At 73.4% G+C, this 19925-nt stretch carries 16 protein-coding genes; 12 read left to right on the top strand and 4 right to left on the bottom strand.

Annotated features, from left to right (window positions below; genetic code table 11):
* Positions 1 to 46 precede the first annotated feature (46 nt).
* Together FPV26_RS04740 and tkt are read left to right on the top strand one after the other, a co-directional pair.
* A complete protein-coding gene (locus FPV26_RS04740) occupies positions 47 to 1327 on the top strand; it encodes a dicarboxylate/amino acid:cation symporter (protein ID WP_147652572.1) in 1281 nt (426 codons plus the stop codon).
* 110 nt (positions 1328 to 1437) lie between these two features.
* Positions 1438 to 3432: a transketolase gene (gene tkt, locus FPV26_RS04735; RefSeq protein ID WP_147652571.1), complete on the top strand. Its 1995-nt coding sequence runs from the start codon at positions 1438 to 1440 to the stop codon at positions 3430 to 3432.
* 24 nt (positions 3433 to 3456) lie between these two features.
* On the opposite strand, the gene FPV26_RS04730 is transcribed toward tkt, so the two are convergent.
* A complete protein-coding gene (locus FPV26_RS04730; RefSeq protein WP_147652570.1) occupies positions 3457 to 4338 on the bottom strand; it encodes an MBL fold metallo-hydrolase in 882 nt (293 codons plus the stop codon).
* A 174-nt stretch (positions 4339 to 4512) separates the two neighbouring features.
* On the opposite strand from FPV26_RS04730, the gene FPV26_RS04725 reads away from it, so the two are divergent.
* Positions 4513 to 7143, top strand: a complete 2631-nt coding sequence (locus FPV26_RS04725) for a DUF2339 domain-containing protein (RefSeq protein WP_147652569.1) — start codon at positions 4513 to 4515, stop codon at positions 7141 to 7143.
* Positions 7140 to 8495, top strand: coding sequence for a DUF3999 domain-containing protein (locus FPV26_RS04720; RefSeq protein ID WP_147652568.1), 1356 nt, complete (start codon positions 7140 to 7142; stop codon positions 8493 to 8495). The genes FPV26_RS04725 and FPV26_RS04720 overlap by 4 nt, the downstream gene beginning before the upstream one ends.
* 16 nt (positions 8496 to 8511) lie before the next feature.
* On the opposite strand, the gene FPV26_RS04715 is transcribed toward FPV26_RS04720, so the two are convergent.
* Both FPV26_RS04715 and FPV26_RS04710 read right to left on the bottom strand, forming a co-directional pair.
* Complete coding sequence (locus tag FPV26_RS04715) at positions 8512 to 8853, bottom strand: ArsR/SmtB family transcription factor (protein ID WP_147652567.1); 342 nt, start codon at positions 8851 to 8853, stop codon at positions 8512 to 8514.
* A 10-nt stretch (positions 8854 to 8863) separates the two neighbouring features.
* Positions 8864 to 9250: a rhodanese-like domain-containing protein gene (locus FPV26_RS04710; protein WP_147652566.1), complete on the bottom strand. Its 387-nt coding sequence runs from the start codon at positions 9248 to 9250 to the stop codon at positions 8864 to 8866.
* A 225-nt stretch (positions 9251 to 9475) separates the two neighbouring features.
* On the opposite strand from FPV26_RS04710, the gene FPV26_RS04705 reads away from it, so the two are divergent.
* From FPV26_RS04705 to FPV26_RS04685, 5 genes are all read left to right on the top strand, one after another.
* Positions 9476 to 9691, top strand: a complete 216-nt coding sequence (locus FPV26_RS04705; RefSeq protein WP_147652565.1) for a YgaP family membrane protein — start codon at positions 9476 to 9478, stop codon at positions 9689 to 9691.
* Between the two features lie 25 nt (positions 9692 to 9716).
* A complete protein-coding gene (locus FPV26_RS04700; protein ID WP_246109208.1) occupies positions 9717 to 10784 on the top strand; it encodes an efflux RND transporter periplasmic adaptor subunit in 1068 nt (355 codons plus the stop codon).
* Positions 10777 to 14034 (top strand): efflux RND transporter permease subunit, encoded by a 3258-nt coding sequence (locus FPV26_RS04695; protein WP_147652563.1) that lies wholly within the window; start codon positions 10777 to 10779, stop codon positions 14032 to 14034. The genes FPV26_RS04700 and FPV26_RS04695 overlap by 8 nt, the downstream gene beginning before the upstream one ends.
* A 41-nt stretch (positions 14035 to 14075) precedes the next feature.
* Positions 14076 to 14549, top strand: a complete 474-nt coding sequence (locus tag FPV26_RS04690; RefSeq protein ID WP_246109207.1) for an OsmC family protein — start codon at positions 14076 to 14078, stop codon at positions 14547 to 14549.
* A gap of 88 nt (positions 14550 to 14637) precedes the next feature.
* Complete coding sequence (locus FPV26_RS04685) at positions 14638 to 15213, top strand: protein tyrosine phosphatase family protein (RefSeq protein ID WP_147652561.1); 576 nt, start codon at positions 14638 to 14640, stop codon at positions 15211 to 15213.
* Here FPV26_RS04685 and FPV26_RS04680 read toward each other — a convergent pair.
* Positions 15191 to 16024 carry a S1/P1 nuclease gene (locus tag FPV26_RS04680; RefSeq protein ID WP_181952556.1) on the bottom strand — a complete coding sequence of 278 codons (834 nt, stop codon included), beginning with the start codon at positions 16022 to 16024 and terminating at the stop codon, positions 15191 to 15193. The genes FPV26_RS04685 and FPV26_RS04680 overlap by 23 nt on opposite strands.
* Before the next feature lie 67 nt (positions 16025 to 16091).
* Here FPV26_RS04680 and gap point away from each other — a divergent pair, with 67 nt between their 5' ends.
* The 3 genes from gap to FPV26_RS04665 all read left to right on the top strand — a co-directional run bounded on the left by gap (position 16092) and on the right by FPV26_RS04665 (position 19864).
* A complete protein-coding gene (gene gap / locus FPV26_RS04675) occupies positions 16092 to 17096 on the top strand; it encodes a type I glyceraldehyde-3-phosphate dehydrogenase (protein WP_147652560.1) in 1005 nt (334 codons plus the stop codon).
* A gap of 125 nt (positions 17097 to 17221) precedes the next feature.
* Entirely contained in the window at positions 17222 to 18073 is an 852-nt protein-coding gene (locus FPV26_RS04670) for a DUF3999 family protein (RefSeq protein WP_147652559.1), read from the top strand.
* Positions 18074 to 18145: 72 nt separating this feature from the next.
* Positions 18146 to 19864, top strand: a complete 1719-nt coding sequence (locus FPV26_RS04665; protein ID WP_147652558.1) for a sensor domain-containing diguanylate cyclase — start codon at positions 18146 to 18148, stop codon at positions 19862 to 19864.
* The last annotated feature ends 61 nt before the right edge of the window (positions 19865 to 19925 follow it).

Raw genomic sequence — 19925 nt, 5'->3', positions numbered from 1 at the left:
GGGCGGCTTTGCTAAGCTGCCCCGCCACCACGCAGGGGAGCGGGCGATGAGCGAGACGCAGGCGCAGCCGGGCCGCTGGCCGTTGCACTGGAAGATGGCGATCGGCTTCGTCGCGGGCCTGCTGCTGGGTCTGGTCGCGTACTACGCCGCGGGCGCCGACGCGGGCTGGGTGAAGTGGCTGACCACCTGGGTCACGCAGCCGGCCGCCACCTTGTTCCTGCGCCTGATCTTCATGCTGGTGATCCCGCTGCTGTTCTCGGCGCTGGTGGTCGGGGTGGCGGAGATGGGCGACGTGCGCGCGCTCGGCCGCATCGGCTGGCGCACGCTGGCCTACACCGTGATCGTGTCCGCGATCGCGGTCGGCATCGGCCTGGCGCTGGTCAACTTCTTCCGCCCCGGCGCGGGCGTGGATCCGGCGCTGGCGCAGCAACTGCTCGGCGAGGGCAGCGAACGCGCCCAGGCCATCGTCAGCGGCACCGCGACCCAGCCCAAGGGGCTGGACATGCTGCTCGGCATCGTCCCCGACAACGTGGTCAAGGCCGCGGCCGAGAGCACCATCCTGGCAGTGATGTTCTTCGCCCTGATGCTCGGCGTGGGCCTGGTGCTGACCCGCGGCGAGGCGGCGCAGACCCTCAAGCGCGGGATCGAGGGCCTGTTCGAGGTCTCGATGACCCTGATCGGGCTGGTGATCCGGCTCGCGCCGTACGCGGTGTTCTGCATGATGTTCAACCTGGCCGCGCTGTTCGGCTGGGACCTGATGCTCAAGCTCGGCGCCTACGTCGGCGTGGTGGTGCTGGCGCTGTCGCTGCACATGTTCGTGGTCTATCCGCTGGCGCTGCGTTTCCTCGGTGGCTATTCGCCGCTGCGCTTCTTCCGCGGCGCGGAGGAGGCGATGCTGCTGGCCTTCTCCACCGCCTCCAGCAACGCCACCCTGCCCACCGCGCTGCGCGTGGCCGAGGAGAAGCTGGGCCTGCCGCGGCGGGTCTCGCGCTTCGTCCTGACCGTGGGTGCGACCGCGAACCAGAACGGCACCGCCCTGTTCGAGGGCGTGACGGTGCTGTTCCTGGCCCAGTTCTTCGGCGTCGAGCTGACCCTGGCCCAGCAGTTGACGGTGCTGTTCGTGGCCATCCTCGGCGGGATCGGCACCGCCGGCGTGCCGGCCGGCTCGCTGCCGGTGGTGGCGCTGATCTGCGCCATGGTCGGGGTGCCGCCGGAGGGCATCGGCCTGATCCTGGGCGTGGACCGCTTCCTCGACATGTGCCGCACCACCCTCAACGTCACCGGCGACCTGGTGGCGGCGACGGTGGTGGCGCGCGGCGAGAAATGAGCTGATCTCCAGGCGGCGGGCCGCGGCCCGCCCTACGCGCAGGGGGGCGCGATCGGCGACAATGGCACCCCCGCCGGTTCTGGCGGAACCCCCCTTGCCCGACGCCCGCCATGCCGACGACGCCGACCCGCCGCGACCTCGCCAACGCCATCCGTTTCCTCGCCATCGATGCGGTCCAGGCCGCCAACTCCGGCCACCCGGGCATGCCGATGGGCATGGCCGACATCGCCGAGGTGCTCTGGAACGACTTCCTCCGGCACAACCCGAACAACCCGGACTGGTTCAACCGCGACCGCTTCCTGCTCAGCAACGGCCACGGCTCGATGCTGCAGTACGCGCTGCTGCACCTCACCGGCTACGACCTGAGCCTCGACGACCTCAAGGCCTTCCGCCAGCTGGAGTCGAAGACCCCGGGCCACCCCGAGCAGTTCATGACTCCGGGCGTGGAGACCACCACCGGCCCGCTCGGCCAGGGCTTCGCCAACGCGGTCGGCATGGCGCTGGCGGAGAAGCTGCTGGCGCGGCGCTTCAACCGCCCCGGGTTCGAGATCGTGGATCACCACACCTGGGTGTTCGTCGGCGACGGCTGCCTGATGGAAGGCATCTCGCACGAGGCTGCCTCGCTCGCCGGCACCTGGGGGCTGAACAAGCTGATCGCGTTCTGGGACGACAACCGGATCAGCATCGACGGCGACACCGCGGGCTGGTTCACCGACGACACCCCGGCCCGCTTCGCTGCCTACGGCTGGCACGTGATCCGCAACGTGGACGGCCACGACGCGGACGAGATCCGCACCGCGATCGAGACCGCGCTGAAGTCCACCGACAAGCCCACCCTGATCTGCTGCCGCACCACCATCGGTTACGGCTCGCCGAACAAGGCCGGCAAGGAGTCCGCCCACGGCGCGCCGTTGGGCAAGGACGAGGTTGCCGCCACCCGCGCCGCGCTGGGCTGGCCCTACGGCCCGTTCGAGATCCCGCAGGAGATCTACGCGCGCTGGCGCGCCACCGAGGCCGGCGCCGCGCGCGAGGCCGCCTGGAACCGGCTGTTCGAGGCCTACGCCGCGCAGTACCCCGAACTCGCCGCCGAGCTCGGCCGGCGCATGCGCGGCGAGCTGCCGGCGGGTTTCGCCGCGGCCGCCGACGCGTACATCGCCAGGCTGCAGGCCGAAGGCCCGGTGGTGGCCTCGCGCAAGGCCTCGCAGATGGCGATCGAGGCCTACGCGCCGCACCTGCCGGAGCTGATCGGCGGCTCGGCCGACCTGGCCCATTCCAACCTGACCCTGTGGAAGGGCAGCGTGCCGGTGACCGCCGATTCGCCCGACGCCAACTACATCTACTACGGTGTGCGCGAGTTCGCGATGACCGCGATCAGCAACGGCCTCGGCCTGCACGAGTGCTTCATCCCCTACGACGCCACCTTCCTGGTGTTCAGCGACTACGCCCGCAACGCGGTGCGGATGGGCGCGCTGATGGGCACGCACGCGATCCACGTCTACACCCACGACTCGATCGGCCTGGGCGAGGACGGCCCCACCCACCAGCCGGTGGAGCACCTGGCCTCGCTGCGCTACATCCCGAACAACGACGTCTGGCGCCCGTGCGATGCGGTCGAGTCGGCGGTGGCGTGGAAATGCGCGCTGGAGCGCCGCGACGGACCCACCTGCCTGGTGTTCTCGCGCCAGAACCTGCCGCACCAGGCGCGCATGCCGGAGCAGGTGCAGGCGATCGCCCGCGGCGGCTACGTGCTGCGCGACAGCGTCGGCGCGCCGGACCTGATCCTGATCGCTACCGGCTCCGAAGTGGCGCTGGCGATGCAGGCCGCGGCCGAGCTCGGCGACGGCGTGCGCGTGGTCTCCATGCCCTGCACCGACGTGTTCGACCGCCAGGACGCCGCCTGGCGCGAGGCGGTGCTGCCCGCCGCCTGCCGCAGGCGGATCGCGATCGAGGCCGGCGTGTCCGACTTCTGGCGCAAGTACGTGGGCCTGGACGGCGCGGTGATCGGCCTGGACCGCTTTGGCGCCAGCGGCCCGGGCGAGCAGCTGTTCCGCCATTTCGGCTTCACCGTGGAGAAGGTGGTCGAGGCGGCCAGGGCGCTGGGCTGAGCCGGCGCCGGCGCGCGGACGAGCCTACGACAGCAGCCCGTCCGCCGGCGGCTCGATCCGCAGCGGCGTGCGCAGGTAGCGGCGGCCGTTGGCCTCCGGCGGGGGCAGGCGGCCGCCGCGGATGTTCACCTGCAGGGAAGGGAAGAGCAGGGTCGGCGCGGGCAGGGTGGCGTCGCGGGCGCGGCGCGCGGCGACGAATGCCTCGAGCGGGGTGTCGGCGCGCAGCATGCGGTTCTCGCGCCGGCTCTCGCCGACGCTGACGCTGGCGCGCGGTTCCCGCCCCGCCGGCGGGTAGTCGTGGCACAGCCACAGCAGGACGTGTTCCGGCAGCGCGTACAGGCGCTGCACCGAGGCGTACAGCGCCTGCGCGTCGCCGCCCGGGAAATCGCAGCGCGCCGCGCCCACGTCCGGCGCGAACAGGGTGTCGCCGACGAACACGTGGTCGCCGATGCGATAGCTCAGGCTGTCGGGCGTGTGGCCCGGCGTGGTCATCACCTCGATCCACAGCGTGCCGGCCTCGATCACCTCGCCGTCGGCGAGGGTGGCGTCGAACGCGGCGGCCAGCGCGGGATCGTCCGCGGCCAGCCCGAACGCCGCGGCGAAATGCGCCTGCACCGCGCGGATGCCGGCGCCGATCGCGACCGCGCCTGCGGTGCGCGCGCGCAGGAATGCGGCGGCGCTGAGATGGTCGGCGTGGGCGTGGGTTTCGAGGATGCGGTGCACGCGCAGGCGTTCCGCCTCGACGTAGGCCAGCAGGGCGCGTGCGCTGTCGGTGGCGATGCGGCCGGACCTGGGGTCGTAGTCGAGCACCGGATCGATCACCACCGCGTCCTGGCCGCTGCTGACCACGTAGCTCCAGGTACCGGTGTCGGCGTGGAAGAAGGGCTGGATGCGGGGCGCTTGCATCGGCGGGCTCGTGCGCGGGAAGGCGGGGACCGGAACGGCCCATGATGCCACCGGCGCCGGACAGGCCACGTGCGCGCGCAGCCGAGCGATGGACGGCGGGTCCGGGGGATCCGTCCGCGGCCGACGCGCCGCCGGGGAATGCTAGTGTGGGGCGAGCCGGGGGAGGAGACGGGAATGGAAGGCCTGTTGCTGATGCTCGTACTGGCGGTGCTGGCACTGCCGGTGCTGCTGGTGGTGGCGCTGGTGATGCTCGCGCGCCTGCGCGAACGGGTCGCCGCGCTGGAGGAACGGGTGTCCGCGCTGGATGCGCGGATGGTGGCGGTGGAGCCGACGCTGGGCGAGCGCATGCGCCCGCCGGTCGCCGCGCCGTCGCGGCCGATGCCCGAAGCCGCGCCGCCGCCGGCGCCGGTCGCGGCGCCACCGCCACCTGCGCCTCCGGTCCAGGCCGCACCACCCGTCCCGGACGTGCCGCCCGCGCAGGCCGCCGCGCCGCGCGTGCCCGCGCGCCCCGGTCCGCTGACCCTGGCGCTGCGCGCCGCGCGCCGTTGGCTGACCGAAGGCAACGTGCCGGTGAAGGTCGGCATGCTGGTGCTGTTCGCCGGCGTGGCCGCGTTGCTGAAGTACGCCAGCGACCAGGGCTGGCTGCGCTTGCCGATCGAGTTGCGCCTGGCCGGCGTGGCGCTGGCCGCGCTGGCGGGCCTGGTGTTCGGTTGGCGCCAGCGCGAGGCGCGGCGCATCTTCGCGCTCTCGTTGCAGGGCGGTGCGGTCGGCGTGCTGCTGCTGACCGTGTTCGCGGCCTTCAAGCTCCATCCGTTGCTGCCCGCGGGCGCGGCGTTCGCGCTCAGCGTGGTGCTGGTGGCCGCGCTGGGTGTGCTGGCGGTGCTGCAGAACGCGCTGGCGCTGGCGGTGCTCGGCCTGCTGGCGGGTTTCCTCGCGCCGCTGTGGCTGTCCACCGGCGAGGGCAACCACGTCGCCCTGTTCGGCTACTACGCGGTGCTCAACCTCGGCATCTTCGCCATCGCCTGGGCGCGCGCCTGGCGCATCCTCAACGTGCTCGGCTTCGGCTTCACCTTCGCCATCGGCACGCTGTGGGGCGTGCTGCGCTACCGGCCCGAGCACTACGCCAGCACCGAGCCGTTCCTGTTGCTGTTCTTCGCCCTGTACCTGCTGATCCCGCTGCTGTACGCGCGGCGGCGCGCGCCGGGCCGGCGCGACCTGGTGGACGGCTGCCTGCTGTTCGGCACGCCGCTGGTGGCGTTCACGCTGCAGGCGTGGCTGCTGGAGGGCGCGCGCATGGCGCTGGCGTTCAACGCGCTCGGGCTCGCCGCGCTGTATGCGCTGCTCGGCGCCGGGCTGCGGCGCAGCGAACGGCTGGCGCCGTTCGTGTTGCCGTACGCGGTGCTGGCGGTCGGCTTCGCCACCCTGGCGGTGCCGCTGGCGCTGTCGGCGCAGGCCACCGGCGCGGTGTTCGCGCTGGAAGGCGCGGGCCTGGTGTGGCTGGGCGTGCGCCAGGGGCGGCGCCTGCCGCAGGTGTCGGGCGCGCTGCTGCAACTGGCGGCGGCGGTGGCGTTCGTGTTCGCGCTCGCCGACGGCAATGACGACCGCATCGCGGTGGCCAACGCAACCTGCATGGCGGCGCTGCTGCTGGCGCTGGCCGGCCTGGCCAGCGCCTGGACCTACCGGCATGCGCAGCGTGCGCCGCTCGCCGGGCTGTACTACCTGTGGGGCCTGGCGTGGTGGCTGGGCAACGGCCTGCACGAGATCGGACGCTTCGTCGAGGCCGACGCGCGCGCCGATGCCGTGCTCGGCTTCTTCGCGCTGAGCGCGTGGCTGGCCGGCGAGGCGCTGCGCCGCGAGCGCGCACGCGGCCTGGCCGCGACCGCGGCGGCGCTGCTGGCCACGCCGCTGCTGCTGGCCTGGGCGCAGCGCGAGGCGCATGCGCAGGTGTTCGCCGGCGACGGGGCGGCGGCGTGGGCGGCCTACGCGCTGGCCGGCCTGCGCGTGCTGTCCGTGTTGCGCGAGCGCGAGGGCTCGGCGCGGCCGCTGGCGCACCTGGGCTGGCTCGGCTCGTGGGGACTCGCGTTCGCGCTCGCGCTGGTGGCGCTGGCGGAGACCGCGGCGCTGGGCTCGGGCTGGCGTTTCGCCGCGGGCGCCGCGCCGTGGCTGGCGCTGGCGGCGCTGGTGCAATGGAAGCCGGACGTGGCTGCGGTGCCGTTCGGCGCGCGCTTCGCCGGCTGGCGCGAGATGGTGCGCGGCCTGCTCGGCCTCGGCTTCGGGCTCGCCGCATTCGCGGCCCTGTTCCAGCCCGGCGACAGCGCCCCGCTGCCGTACCTGCCGCTGCTCAACCCGCTCGACCTCGCCCAGGGCGCGCTGCTGGCGATGCTGGCGCTGTGGGCGAGCGAGGCGTCCGCGGAGCTGCGCGCGCAACGCGCGCCGTGGCTGGCCGCGGCCGGGCTCGCGTTCGTCACCGCGGCCACGCTGCGCGCCGCGCACCACTGGGGGGAGGTGCCGTGGAATGCGGCGATGTTCTCCACCGGCGTGGTGCAGACCGCGCTGACCGTGGTCTGGAGCGTGCTGGGCGTGGCCGGCTGGATCCTCGGTTCGCGCCGCGGCGAGCGCGGCCTGTGGCTCGGCGGCGCGCTGCTGATGGGCGTGGTGCTGGCCAAGCTGGTGCTGGTGGACCGCCAGCACCTGGGCAACCTGCTCGGGATCGTTTCGTTCCTGGCCTATGGCTTGCTGTGCACGGCGGTCGGCTATTTCGCGCCGGTGCCGCCGCGCGCGGCCGCTCGGGAGAGTGCGACATGACGCGTGTGCTGATCGGATGCCTGCTGCTGCCGGCGCTGGCGTGGGCCGGCCCGCGTGAGGACTACGCGCGGCAATGGCCGCTGACCCTGGCCCGCGACGACGCCGGCGCCTACCGGGTGACGCTGGACGACAGCGTGTACCGGCAGTTGCAGTCGCCCGCGCTGCGCGACCTGGTGGTGCTGGATCGCAGCGGCACCCCGGTGCCGACCGCGGTGTTCGCGCCGGAACAGCCGCTGGCGCGTTCGACCCGCCGGCTGGCCGTGCCGTTCTTCCCCCTGCCGGCGAGCGCGCCGGCCGGCGCGCAGGGCTGGGAACTGGTCAGCGAGGCCGACGCCGACGGCCGCCTGCGCCGGGTCGAGGCCCGCACCCGCGGCGCCTCGGCCGAGGCGCCGCGCACCGCGTTGCTGGTGGACCTCAGCCGCGTGCGCGAACCGGTGGTGGCGCTGGTGCTGCACTGGGCGGCGGTCGAGGCGCTCGACGTCGGCTACCGGGTCGAGGCCAGCGACGACCTCGACCACTGGCAGGCGATCGCCACGCGCGGCCGGCTGGTGGACCTGCGGCGCGACGGCCGCCACCTGCTGCACCGGCGCATCGAGCTGTTCGGCCTGATGCCGCACTACCAGCGCGCGCGTTACCTGCGCCTGACTCCGGATCGCGCCGAGGCCGCGTTCGAGGTGACCGCGGTCGAGGCCGAGCTTGCGTCCACCGTCGCGCCGTCGCCGCTGCAATGGCGGGAACTGGCGCCCCGCGCGGCGGCCGAAGGCACGGCGCCGACCTTCGACTACGACCTCGGCGGGCCGTTCCCGGTGCGCGCCGCCGAGGTCGCGCTGGCGGGCAACCATGCGTTGCGCTGGCGCCTTTCCAGCCGCGACGACGAGGAAGCCGAATGGCGCCCGCGCGTCGCCGACGGCCTGGCCTACCGGATCGCGCCGGGCACGCGTTCGCAGGCGCGGATGCTCGATGCGGTGGTGCGCGACCGGCACTGGCGCCTGGACGCCGACGGCGCCGTGCCCGGCACGCCGCGGCTGCGGCTGGGATACCGGCCGGAAGTGGTGGTGTTCGTCGCCCAGGGCGAACCGCCGTACACGCTCGTGGCCGGCAGCGCGCGGGCGCAGCGCGAGGAGGCGCCGCTGGAGCAGCTGGTGGCGGCGGTGCGGCGCGCGCGCGGCCGTGACTGGCAGCCGGCGCCGGCCTATCTCGGGTCTTCGCGTGAGCTGGCCGGCGAGGCCGCGCTGGTTCCGCGCCGCGACTGGAAGACCTGGCTGCTCTGGGGCGTGCTGGTGCTGGGGGCGGCGGTCGTGGCCGGCTTCGCGCTCAGCCTGCTGCGGCGTTCGCACGCGACCGGGGCGTGAGTCGCGGCCGCGCGCCTCAGCGCTGCCCGCACCGCGACCGCGGGCCGCAGTAGATCGCGTGCAGCGTCTCCAGCACGCGCTGCGCGGGGCCGTCGGCGATGGAGTAGTAGATCGTCTGCGCCTCGCGCCGGGTGCGCACCAGGCCGTCCTCGCGCAGCAGCGCCAGGTGTTGCGACAGCGCCGGCTGGCTCAGGTCCAGCTCGGCGTTGAGTTCGCCGACCGAGCGCTCGCCCTCGACCAGCAGGCACAGGATCATCAGCCGCTTGTCGTTGCCCAGCGCCTTCAGCAGGCGCGCGGCGTCGCCCGCATGCGCCCGCATGCGTTCGGGGTCGAGGGCGGGGACGGAACGGCGCGACATGGAGGCAGGATCAGCGGGCGATCACGGGCAGGCCGGCGGCGGTCCACGCCATGATGCCACCGGCGAGCGAGCGCACCCGGGTGAAGCCGAGTTGCTGCAGGCTCTGCGCGGCCAGTGCGGCGCGGCCGCCCGAGCGGCAGTAGAGCGTGATCGGACGCGTACGGTCGGCCAGGGCCGGATCGGTCACGCCACCCAGGGCCGGATGGGCCTCGATCTCGAACTCGAGCACGCCACGCGGAATGTTGATCGCGCCCGGCAGGTGGCCGGCGGCGTATTCGGCCGGCTCGCGCACGTCAATCAGCACGTCGCCGGGTGCCGCCTCCACGAAAGCCCCGGGATCCACCTCGCTGATGCGGCTGCGGGCCTGGGCGACGAGGTCGCGGACGGACAGGGTCATGAACGGCTCCTCAAATATCAGTTGACACTAATATAAGCAATAACTAATCTATTGGCAATGCCGGCGCTCCTTGACCCGGGTCAACACCCCGACCGGAGGGGGGAGGCAGCATCGGGGCAGTGCCCGGGCGCGCGGTCGGATGCGGCGCACCCGGGACGACGGACGACGACCGTCCGCATCCCGGGCACGGCAGGCCGCATCCACATCCCTGCGAGGAGTTCCGCCATGAGTCTCGAGCGTGCCGTGATGGCGTTTGCCGGTGTGATGGTGCTGGTCAGCCTGGCGCTGACCCAGCTGGTTTCGCCGTGGTGGTGGCTGCTGACCGCGTTCGTCGGCCTGAACCTGCTGCAGTCGGCGTTCACCGGGTTCTGCCCGGCGGCGATGGTCCTGCGCCGTCTCGGCGTCGGCCGCGGCCAGCCGGCCGGCTGCCAGTTCAAGTGACGGCGGTGGCGACACGATGAAGCCGATGCGCTTGCTCGCCGCCGCCCTGCTGCCGCTGGCGCTGGCCGCCTGCGGCGGGACGCCGCCGCAGACGCCGGCACGGGAGGCGCCCGCGCTGGAGACGATCGTGGTCGGCACCGCGGCGGACGGCGGCGGCCGCGCCTGGGATGGCGTGGTCGAGGCGGTGCGCCAGGCCGACCTGGCCGCGCAGACCGCCGGCCGCGTCACCGAAGTGACCGTGGACGTGGGCGACCGTGTCCGCGCGGGTGCGGTGCTGCTGCGCCTGACCGCGGTCGAGCAGCAGGCCGGCGTGGACACCGCGCGCGCCCAGCTGCGTGCCGCCGAGGCCGCCGCGGCCGAGGCCGAGACCAACTACCGCCGCTACGCAGCGCTGGCCGAAAGCCGCTACGTCTCGGGCGCCCAGCTCGACCAGGCGCGCGCCGCGCGCGATGCCGCGGTGGCCGCGCGCGACGCCGCCCGCGCGCAGCTCGCCCAGGCCGGGCAGCAGGCCGCCTACACCGTGGTGCGCGCGCCGCTGGATGGCGTGGTACATGCGCGTCACGTCGAGCCGGGCGAGGCGGTCGCGCCGGGCCAGCCGCTGCTCGCCGTGCACGCGCCGGGCGCGCTGCGGATCGAGGTGCAGGTGCCGCAGTCGGACGCCGCGGTGATCCGCAAGGCGGGCCGCGCCGCGATCGTGCTCGCCGACGGCCGCCGCGTGGACGCGGCGCAGACGATCGTGTTCCCGGCCGCGGACCCGGCCACGCACAGCGTCGGCGTGCGGGTGCTGCTGCCGGCGCTGGACGACGCGCCGCGTCCCGGCAGCACCGCCAAGGTGGTGTTCCCGATCGCCGGCGCCGGCGCACCGATCCTGGCGATTCCGCGCACGGCGCTGGTGCAGCGCGGCGAGGTCAGCGGCGTGTACGTCGTGGCCGGGCGCCGCATCGCGCTGCGCCAGGTGCGCCCCGGCCGCACGTTCGGCGACCGGGTCGAGGTGCTGTCGGGGCTGAAGCCGGGCGAGCGCATCGCGCGCGATCCGGTCGCCGCGGTGCAGGCGCTGGTCGCGCAGCGCAACGCGGAGGCGGGCGATGACTGACACGACGACGCGCAGCCGGCTGGGCCTGTCCGGCCGCCTCGCCGCCGCGTTCCAGGCCAATCCGCTGACGCCGATCCTGGCGCTGATGGGCCTGCTGCTCGGCCTGGTCGCGGTGCTGATCACCCCGCGCGAGGAGGAGCCGCAGATCGACGTCACCATGGCCAACGTGTTCGTGCCGTTCCCCGGCGCGGGCGCGCGCGACGTCGAGCAGCTGGTCAGCACGCCGCTGGAGCAGAAGCTGGCGGAGATCGAGGGCGTCAAGCACGTCTATTCGGTCAGCCGCCCGGGCATGGCGGTGCTCACCGTCGAATACGAAGTCGGCGTCGAGCGCCAGCCGGCGATCGTGCGCCTGTACAACCAGGTCTTCTCCAACCTGGACTGGATGCCGCCCGGCGTCGGCGTCGGCCAGCCGCTGATCAAGCCGAAGGGCATCGACGACGTGCCGGTGATGAGCCTGACGTTGTGGACCGACGACGACGCACCGTCGGCGCGCCAGGGCGCGCCGTGGCGCAGCGCCACCGAACTCGCCGAGATCGCGCACACGCTGGAGACCGAACTCAAGCGCATCCCCGGCACTCGCGACGTCTACACCATCGGCGCGCCCGACCGCGTGGTCGCGGTGACGCTCGACCCGGCGCGGCTGGCCGCCTATGGCCTGGCCGTGGACGACCTGGTGCAGTCGCTGCGCGCGGCGAACGCGGTGCGGCATCTGGGCGAACGCGTCGGCCCCGCCGGCGCGACGCCGGTCACCGCCGGCACTTTCCTCACCGACGAGGCCTTGGTGCGCGACCTGGTGATCGGCCTGGCCGGCGGCAAGCCGCTGCGCCTGTCCGACGTGGCCGAGGTGCGCGCCGCCGGCGACGTGCCCGCGCGCTATGCCTGGCACGGCACGCCGGCCGGCCGCGAGGGCCCGAAGGCCGGCACGGCCCCGGCGGTGACCATCGCCATCGCCAAGAAGCCGGGCAGCAACGCCGCCGACATCACCGGCGCGGTGCGCCAGCGGCTGGCGCAGCTCGAAGGCGAGCTGATCCCCGAGGGCGTGCACGTCACGGTGACGCGCGACTACGGCCTGACCGCCACCGACAAGGCGCAGAAGCTGATCCAGAAGCTGGTGTTCGCCACCGGCTCGGTGGTGCTGCTGGTGCTGTTCGCGCTCGGCTGGCGCGAGGCGATCGTGGTCGGCAGCGCGGTGATCCTGACGCTCGCGCTCACCCTGTTCGCGTCGTGGGCGATGGGCTTCACCCTCAACCGCGTCTCGCTGTTCGCGCTGATCTTCTCGATCGGCATCCTGGTGGACGATGCGATCGTGGTGGTGGAGAACATCCACCGCCACATGAGCGCGGGCGGCAAGTCGCTGCGCGAGGCGATCCCGCTGGCGGTGGACGAGGTCGGCGGCCCGACCATCCTCGCCACCTTCACCGTGATCGCGGCGCTGATGCCGATGGCGTTCGTGTCCGGGCTGATGGGTCCGTACATGCGGCCGATCCCGATCAACGCCTCGGCCGGCATGCTGATCTCGCTGGCGATCGCGCTGATCGTCACCCCGTGGCTGTCGCTGAAGCTGCTGTCGCGCCATGGCGGCGCGCATGCGGCGGAGCACGAGCAGCGCCAGGCCGGCTGGCTGCACCGCCTGTTCGAGCGCGTGATGCGGCCGTTCCTCGAGCGCGAGCGCGGCGCGCGCCGGCGGCGCTGGCTGTTCGCCGGCATGGCCGGGCTGGTGGCGCTGGCCGCCTCGTTCGCGGTCTTCGGCTGGGTGGTGCTGAAGATGCTGCCGTTCGACAACAAGTCGGAGTTCCAGGTGGTGGTGGACCTGCCCGAGGGCCGCACGCTCGAGGACACCGACGCGCTGCTGCGCGAGCTCGCCGCCGCGGTGGACGCGGTGCCGGAGGTGCTCGACTACCAGGGCTACGCCGGCACCGCCGCGCCGATCAACTTCAACGGCCTGGTGCGGCAGTACTTCCTGCGCAGCGGGCCGAACGTCGGCGACCTGCAGGTCAACCTGGTGGACAAGCACGAGCGCGACCGCCAGAGCCACGAGATCGCGCGCGCGCTGCGCCCCGCGCTCGCCGAGATCGGCCGCCGCCACGGCGCGTCGGTCAAGGTGGTGGAAGTGCCGCCCGGTCCGCCGGTGCTGGCGCCGCTGGTGGCCGAGGTGTACGGCCCGGACTACGCGCGCAGCCGGCAGGTGGCGAAGGCGCTGGAGCAGCGCTTCCTCGCCACCGAGGGCATCGTGGACGTGGACACCAGCGTCGAAGCCGACGCCCCGCGCGAGGTGCTGGTGGTGGACCGCGAGCGCGCTGCGCGCCTGGGCGTGCCGCAGGCGGCGATCGCCGACGCGCTCGCGGCGGCGGTGTCCGGCATGGACGCGACGTACCTGCAGGACGCGGCGTCGAAGTATCCGCGCCCGGTGCGCCTGCGCCTGCCGGCGTCCGAGCAGGCCACGCCCGAGCGCCTGCTCGCGCTGCGCGTGCGCGGCGGCCAGGGCCAACTGGTGCCGCTGTCGGAGCTGGTGGAGGTGCGCAAGGCCGCATGGGACGGCGCGATCCACCACAAGGACCTGCTGCCGGTGGTGTACGTGACGGGCGACGAGGCCGGCGCGCACGACAGCCCGCTGTACGGCATGGCCGATCTGGTCGGCCAGTTGCGCGAGCACGCAGTCGACGGGCAGCGCATCGCGCAGAGGTTCATCGCCCAGCCGCAGGACACCAGCGGATTCGCGGTGAAGTGGGACGGCGAGTGGCAGATCACCTACGAGACCTTCCGCGACATGGGGCTGGCCTATGCGGCCGGCATGGTGCTGATCTACCTGCTGGTGGTGGCGCAGTTCCGCAGCTATCTCGTGCCGCTGGTGATCATGGCGCCGATCCCGCTCACCGTGATCGGCGTGATGCCGGGCCACGCGCTGCTGGGCGCGCAGTTCACCGCCACCTCGATGATCGGCATGATCGCGCTGGCCGGCATCATCGTGCGCAACTCGATCCTGCTGGTGGACTTCATCAACCAGGCGGTGGCCGAAGGCCGCAGCGCCGAGGACGCGGTGATCGAGGCCTGCGCGGTGCGCGCCAAGCCGATCGCGCTGACCGCGCTGGCGGCGATGATGGGGGCGTTCTTCATCCTCGACGACCCGATCTTCAACGGCCTGGCGGTGTCGCTGATCTTCGGCATCCTCGTCAGCACGCTGCTGACGCTGGTGGTGATCCCGCTGCTGTACTACGGCCTGCTCAGGCGCCAGGCCGCGCGCGCGGCCTGAACGCCGCACCCCCTTCCCCGACCGTAGCGACCACGATGAGCATGGAAGAACCGATCCGAGTGAGCCTGGAGCAGGAAGGCGACTACGCCTTCCGCGTCCGCTTCCACGACACCGGCCTGGCGCCGCTGCTGACCGACGAGCCGCCGCCGCTGGGCCACGGCCTGGGGCCGAATCCGGCCCGGCTGCTGCTCGCTGCGCTCGCCAACTGCCTCTCGGCCAGCCTGCTGTTCGCGCTGCGCAAGTACCACAACACGCCGGGCACGCTGCACGCCGAGATCGTGGCGGTGCCGATGCGCAACGCCGAAGGGCGCTGGCGCATCCCGAAGGCATCGGTGGAGCTCACCCTGGCCGAGGGCGGCGAGGCGCACCGCCAGCTCGAGCGCATCCTGGCCCAGTTCGAGCAGTTCTGCATCGTCACCCAGAGCGTGCGCGAAGGGATCGAGGTGGACGTCACGGTCAAGGACGTCCACGGCCGCGTGCTGCTGGGCGACCGGAGCTTCGAGGCCGGTGCATGAATGGGGCGCCGGACACGCCGGCGGCGCATCGTTGCGCGATGATGTGCCCGTGCCCGCTGCCTGTCCGCCTCGACGGCCGGAGATCCCGATGACCCATCGCATCCTTTCCCTGCTCTGCGCATTCGCCTTCGCCCTGCTGCTGCCCGTCCTGCCGCTCCGCGCCGAACCGCCCGCCGGCCACGCGCCGGCCGCCACGCAGGCCGATCCGCTCGCCGCGTTCCGCGAGCCGCAGCCCGGTCTGCTGACCGGCGGCCAGCCGGACGCAGCAGCCTGGCCGGCGCTGGCCGCGCGCGGCGTGCGCACGGTGATCAACCTGCGTCCGCAGGCGGAAATGGGCGGGCGCGACGAGGCCGCCGAAGTCGCGGCGGCCGGCCTGCGCTACGTGAACCTGCCGGTGGCCGGCGCGGCCGACATCACCCCCGCCCAGGCCGACGCCCTGTGGGCCGCACTGCAGGGCAGCGACGGCGCCGTGCTGGTGCATTGCGCCTCCGGCAACCGGGTCGGCGCGCTGCTGGCGCTGGCGATGCAGCGCCACGGCGGGATGACGCCGGAACAGGCGCTCGCGTTCGGCCGCGCGGCGGGGCTGAAAGGCCTGGAGCCGGTGGTGCGCGAGCGCCTCGGCGTGCCGCCCGCGGAGGCGCTCAGGGACGCAACGTCGCGTTGAGCAGCGCCGCCAGGCGCCACGCGGCCTGCTGCACGCGCTGTTCGGCGAGCGGGCGCATGCGGTCCAGGTAGCGGTGGTCCATCCTGTGCCGGCGCGGGTACAGGTCGCGCGCCTCGATCAGGCGGCAGGACTCCTGCGCCCACGCTGCCGGCGGCGATGCGGCAGGTGCCGCCGGCCACGGCCGCGCGCCGAGCCGCCGCACGTACGCCGGCAGGTCCAGCCCGCGTGCGGCCAGCACGTAGTAGTCCCAGACCGCGTGCAGGTTGGTGCCCATCACCCCGTCCTGGTAGCGGTCGCGGGCATAGGCCTCCGGCTCCAGCGGCGTGCGCAGGCTGACCTGGAAGTCGTTGCCGCCCTTGTCGTCGCGCGGGCTGGCGTGCAGCGGCTGGTGCACGTCGGCGACGAAGTGCACCAGGAACTTCAGCGCCTCGCGGCGTTCGGCCCGCGGCCGGCGGCGGTCGGCCAGGATCGCGCGCTGGCGTTCGATCGCGCCGACCACGCAGTCGCCGTTCGGGCAGTCGCGCTCGGGCACGTAGGTGCAGTCCCCGCCGCGGAAATTGACGTAGTGCCAGGGCGCGGTCTTGCGGCCCAGATCGGTGCCGCGCAGCTCGTCGGCCCAGGTGGCCACGCCGGCCAGGGTCGGCTCGGGTTCGCCGGCCAGCAGGCGGCGGACCTGCTCCCGGGCGGCCGGTTCCAGCTGGCGCTGGGCCAGCTCCCCGACCAGGCGGTGCCCCAGCGCGCTCCAGGCCAGCGCGGCGGGGCTCAGCAGCAGGCACAGGGGAAGGCACAGCAGGGCAGGCAGGCGGTGCATGCGGGGCGGGGACGGGGTGGCCGGAGGGGGTAAAATAACCGGCTTTCCCGTCCCTGCAGGAGCCCCCATGGCGATCAAGGTTGGCATCAACGGCTTCGGCCGCATCGGCCGCAACGTGCTGCGTTCGGCCGTGCAGAACTTCGGCGACACGATCGAGATCGTCGGCATCAACGATCTGCTGGAGCCGGAGTACCTGGCGTACATGCTCAAGTACGACTCGGTGCACGGCCGCTTCAAGGGCGAGCTCGCGGTCGAGGGCAACACCCTGATCGTCAACGGCAAGCGCATCCGCCTGACCCAGGAGAAGGATCCGGCCAACCTGAAGTGGGACGAGGTCGGCGCCGAGGTGGTGATCGAGTCCACCGGCCTGTTCCTCGACGCCGCCAGCGCCGGCAAGCACCTCGCCGCCGGCGCATCGAGGGTGATCATGTCGGCGCCGTCGAAGGACGACACGCCGATGTTCGTGTACGGCGTGAACCACGACCGTTACGCCGGCGAGGCGATCATCTCCAACGCCTCCTGCACCACCAACTGCCTGGCGCCGGTGGCCAAGGTGCTGCACGACAAGTGGGGCATCAAGCGCGGCCTGATGACCACCGTGCACGCCGCCACCGCGACCCAGAAGACCGTGGACGGGCCCTCGAACAAGGACTGGCGCGGCGGCCGCGGCATCCTCGAGAACATCATCCCGTCCAGCACCGGCGCGGCCAAGGCGGTCGGCAAGGTGATCCCCGAGCTCAACAAGAAGCTCACCGGCATGGCCTTCCGCGTGCCGACCTCGGACGTGTCGGTGGTGGACCTCACCGTCGAGCTCGACAAGCCGGCCACCTACGCCGAGATCTGCGCCGAGATGAAGGCGCAGAGCGAGGGCGCGCTGAAGGGCGTGCTGGGCTACACCGAGGACAAGGTCGTCGCCACCGACTTCGTCGGCGATGCGCGCACCTCGATCTTCGACGCCGAGGCCGGCATCCAGCTCGATCCCACCTTCGTCAAGGTCGTGGCCTGGTACGACAACGAATGGGGCTACTCCAACAAGTGCCTGGAGATGGCCAGGGTGGTGGCGGCGAAGTAAGCCGTCCCGCGCATCGCGTCATGACCGAAGCCCCGCTCCGCGCGGGGCTTCGGCGTTTGGCGGGCGCGGCGGTGGACCGGTCTGTGGCACGCTAGGGCCGGCACCCTCGTCCGGAGGATCGGGACATGCGCCCGTGGCAAGGCATCGGCCTGGCGCTGCTGTTCGCCTGGAACAGCGGCCTCCACGCGGCCGCGCCCAACGACTACGCCGCACGCTGGCACCTGCGCCTGGAGGGCACGCCGCCGCTGTTCGCGGTCGAGCCGGGCGAGGAGGCGCTGCGCTTGCTGCAGGATCCGGCCTTCGGCGACCTGCAGGTGTTCGACGCCCAGGGCCGGCCCCTGCCGATGCGCCAGGTGCCTGGTTCGAATACGCCTGCCGGCTGGTGGCCGCTGCGCATGGCCAGCAGCAGCCCGGCCGAGGGCGCGGCGGGCGATGCCGGCGTGATGGACTACACCTACCGGCTGCCGGCGCCGCTGGCGGTCGAGGCGGTGCGGCTTCGTTTCGCCCCGACCGCGCGGGTGGAGCGGGTGCTCGTGCTGTACCGCGAGGACACGGCGGACTGGACCGTGGCCGCGCGCGTGGAGACGACCGGGAACCGCGACGAACCCGTGACGGTGCGCCTGGATGCGCCGGTCACCGCGCGCGAATGGCGCGTACGCAGCGGCCGCGCGCTGGTGCCGGCGCCGGGCCTGACGCTGGCCTGGCGGGCGCCGCGGTTCATCGTGCGTGCCGACGGCCCGCCGCCCTATCTGCTTGCCGCCGGACATCCCGTGGCGCGGCATGCGGCCCTGCCGCCGGCCGTCGCTGCAGCCAGCGCGCCGCTGGCGGCGTTCGGCCCGCGCCTGCTGGCGCCGTTCGAGCCTGCCCCGCCTCCCGCCGCCCCGCCGCCGCCGCGGATCTGGCCGTGGCTGCTCGGCAGTGTCCTGCTCGCGACGCTGGTCGCCGTTGTACTGGTACGTCGGCGCCGGCATCGCTAGCGTCGGCACTGGCTTGCACGGTGGACCTGGCGCAAGGATGGCCGGCCGGGACCACGGTGAACGGGGGACGGAGTGCCGAGTCGGACCGATTGGTCGCTGCGGAAGGATTTTGCCTGGCTGCTGGTGCTGGCAGTGGTGTTGCCAGTGGTCGCGCTGGCGGCATGGGTGCTGTGGCAGGAAGACCGGATCCGCCGCGAGCAGACCGCGATGCGTCTGGTTTCGGTGGGCGAATCCTCGGCCGGCGACGTCGAACAGTTCCTGCGCGACCACCTCGCCGCGGTGCAGTTGATCGCCACGCGCCGCAGCGAGGAGGGCAACACCGCCGACGTCGCGCTGTGGCGCGCGGACCTGGCCCGCATCAAGCGGTTCTATCCGGCCTTCAGCACCATGCTGGTGACCGACGCCGACGGCACGGTGCGGACCTCGGTGCCGGTCGGACCGCCGCGGCGCACGGTCGCCGACCGCGCCTATTTCCAGGTGCCGGCGCGCACGGGGCAGGCCTACGTGTTGGACGCCTTCCGCGGCCGGGTGCTCGGCAACGATCCGCTGGTCGGGGTGTCTGCGCCGCTGTGGGCGCAGGGCCGGTTCGACGGGGTGGTGGAAGGCTCCATCGCGGTGGCCGATTTCGCCGGGGTGCACACCCGTTGGCTGCATGAGCGCGGCTACGAGGTGCTGCTGCTGGACCGCAACGACACCGTGGTGCACGTGACCCGCGGGCTGCCGTATCGGCCGCTGGACCGGCTCGGCACGCGCGTCCAGGACCGGGCGCTGGCGGCGCTGCCGCCGCGGCCGCGCGACGGCGATGGAGCCGCCCTGCTGCGCGACGTGCTCGCCGGTGGCGGCGACGCCTACGCCGTGGCGGTGCCGTTGCAGAGCGGCTGGCGGCTGCTGGTGTTCGTGCCCAAGCGCACCCTCGACGCCGAGGCGCGGGCACAGGTGCTGACGACCGTCGGCATCGGCGTACTGCTCCTGGGCAGCGTGCTCGCCGCGGCCTGGTGGCAGTTGCGGCGGCTCGGCGCGAGCATGAACGCGCTGCTCGAACGGATGGAGCGGTTCGCCCTCGACGAGGACCACGACCCGATCGAAGCCGCGGGCGTGCCGCGCGAGCTGGTGCCCCTGACCGATGCGCTCAACCGCCTCGGCGAGCGCGCGATCGCCGCCTACCGCGAGGTGCGGCTGAGCCTGCAGGAGCAGAGCCGCCTGCGCGAGTCGCTCGAGCGTGTGGTCAGCGAGCGCGAGCGGGAGATCCGCGAGCGCACCGACGACCTGCGTCGCGCGGTGGCCAAGCTCGACCACCTCAGCCGCACCGACCCGCTCACCGGCGCGCTCAACCGGCGCGGCTTCGAGGACGCGGTGCGGGCACTGGAAGGCAATCCCGCGCCGCGCTCCCGTCCGGTCGCGGTGCTCGCGATAGACATTGACCGCTTCAAGGCCTACAACGACCGTTACGGCCATCCCGAGGGCGACGTCGCGCTGCGCCGCGTCACCGGCGCGATCCGCAGCGCGCTGCGCGACAGCGGCGACGTGCTGGCCCGGGTCGGCGGCGAGGAGTACACCGTGCTGCTGCCCGACGACGACCTCGCACAGGCGCACAGCGTCGCCGAACGCATCCGCCAGGCCGTGCGCGGCGCCTCGATCCTGCATGCCGACGCGCCGGACGGCGTGCTCACGGTCAGCATCGGTGTCGCCGTCGCCGGTGAGGACGAGCCGGCCCTCGCCGCCGCCATCGCCCGCGCCGACCAGGCCCTGTACCGGGCCAAGCGCGCCGGCCGCGATCGCGTCAGCGAATGAGGCCGGTGCCCGGCCGGCGCGTTTGAAACCGCCGCCCGCAGCCCGGACAATGCGCGCCTTT

Source organism: Vulcaniibacterium gelatinicum, assembly GCF_008033445.1.
Classification (GTDB): Bacteria; Pseudomonadota; Gammaproteobacteria; order Xanthomonadales; family Xanthomonadaceae; genus Vulcaniibacterium_B; species Vulcaniibacterium_B gelatinicum.
The sequence above is the reverse complement of the archived record's forward strand: the minus strand, read 5'-3'. Positions and strand labels throughout refer to the sequence as shown.